The organism is Arthrobacter sp. Y3225116, assembly GCF_059091245.1.
In genome coordinates, this window is the sequence record NZ_JBNHGL010000382.1 from 1 (window position 1) to 1,852 (window position 1,852).

Sequence of the window (1,852 nt, forward strand, 5' to 3'; positions counted from 1 at the left end):
CTGACCCAGATCACCGGTCAGAAGCCACAGATCACCAAGGCCCGCAAGTCCATCGCCCAGTTCAAGCTGCGCGAAGGCATGCCGATCGGCGCCCACGGCGTCGCTGATCGCGTCCACGCCTGCCGCCTGCGCCAACTGCTCGGCCAACACGCTCCTGGACGCCTTGCTGACGCCTGCCGGCTCCGCCTCGGGTTCAACGGCCAGGGCCCGGGCTGCCTTTCTGACGTCGGCGAGCAGCCGCTCCGCCGCGGCCTGCCGCTTGTCGGCGAAGGCCGTGATGGCTGCCGTTAGCTCGTCGAGGCCGGTCCCCGTCTTCGCGGAGACCGGGTAGACATCCACCCGGGCGAGCCCGTCCCGCAGCAAAATCTCCCTCAGCGAACCCAGTACCGGTTGCAGCTGTCCCTCGGCCAGCCGGTCCACCTGGTTCAGCACCACCAGCGTTACGGCATCGTGGGAGGCCAGCGGGCGCAGGAATCCTTGGTGCACGGCGGCATCGGCGTACTTCTGCGGATCCAGCACCCAGACCAGTACGTCGACCTGGCCGGCGAACCGTTGCACAATGGCGCGATGCTCGACGGCGGTGGAATCAAAGTCCGGCAGGTCCAGCAGGATCAGGCCGCCGTGCCCGGCGAAGGACCCGTCCTCCACCACGTGCCGGTTGGCCACCTGCAGCCAGTCCAGCAGCGGTTCGCTGCCGGCCGTTCCCCAAATTCCCGCCATTGCTTCCGACGTGGTGGGGCGACGTGCCGCCACCGTGGCGTGGCGCGTCCCGGATACGGCGTTGAAGAGGGAGGACTTTCCGCTGCCGGTCGCACCGAAAAAGCCGACCACGGTGTGCTCGGCAGACAGGGAACGGCGGGTGCTGGCCCGTTCCAAGACCTCGGTGACGGGTGCTAGTTCCGCTTCCGGCAGCACTCCCGCGGCGAGCTCGGCGGCCGTGTTCAGGGCATCCAGCCGTGCCTGCAACAGGGAGGTTTCGGGCTGGCCCCGGTGGCGGCTCAATCCGGGGCTCCCGTGTCCGTCTTTGCCCCCAGGGCCTGCAGCCGCCCTGCCAGTTCGCGCAGGGTCCCTGCCTCCTGCACGTCCGGGATCCGGGACAGGAAGCGCTCCGCTTCGGCGCGCATTAGCCTGCGCGTGCGCTCCTGCAGCTCGGCGCGGGCCTTGCGCGCCAGCCTGCGTACGGCGTCCTCGCCGAAGACCGCTTCCAGCAGCTTCTGGCCCACCACGGCCGTGCCGCCCGCCACGCCGATTTCCAAACCGGTCAGCCCTCCGGTGGCCGCGAAAATCACCACCATCAGCGCTACCCCGAGGCCGTTGACTCCGAAGGAGAGCATGCGGGCGGTGAAGCGCTTGCTTTCGCCCTCGCTGCGGATCAGGTCCAGCAGGTCTGCCTGCCACGCCCGGATTTCACGCGCTACCTCGTCCGCAAAGCCCGCGCTGGGGGTGGACAGGTCGTCGCGCCCGAGCAGGCCCTGCCCGGCCGGGTCCGTCCGCCAGCGCGTGTCGGCCTCCTCCGCCCCGGCGGCCGCTGCCTCGACGACGACGGCCTGCAGCCCGGACTCGATGGCTTCCTCGACTTCGACGGAGGGAGCGGGTTTGCCGGAAAAGAACGCGCCGATCCGGTCCCGCAGCAGGCCTATGCCGCTCTCGATTCCCCGAAAGAATTCCCCGGTGCCGACGAAGTCCTGCCAGCGCGCCAGCACCTCGCCCCGGAGGAGCGTTCCGTCCTCCGTGGCGGCGAGAGCCCGCGTGGTCGCCGCCTCGTAGGCGTCTTCCACGACCTTGCGCAGTCGCTGGCCGGCGGCATGCTGATCATCGGCGGCGTCGGCGAACGCCCCGAACGTCGCGGCCA

At 70.0% G+C, this 1,852-nt stretch carries 3 pseudogenes; 1 reads left to right on the forward strand and 2 read right to left on the reverse strand.

Annotated elements, in window-relative coordinates:
• Window positions 1–96 (forward strand): annotated as a pseudogene (gene rplE, locus AC5RV2_RS17580) (50S ribosomal protein L5); the annotation flags it as partial.
• Here rplE and AC5RV2_RS17585 read toward each other — a convergent pair.
• Together AC5RV2_RS17585 and AC5RV2_RS17590 are read right to left on the reverse strand one after the other, a co-directional pair.
• A pseudogene (locus tag AC5RV2_RS17585) lies at window positions 94–1,002 on the reverse strand (GTPase); the annotation flags it as partial. The pseudogenes rplE and AC5RV2_RS17585 sit on opposite strands and share 3 nt — an antisense overlap.
• Window positions 999–1,852 (reverse strand): annotated as a pseudogene (locus AC5RV2_RS17590) (ABC transporter); the annotation flags it as partial. The pseudogenes AC5RV2_RS17585 and AC5RV2_RS17590, both read right to left, overlap by 4 nt.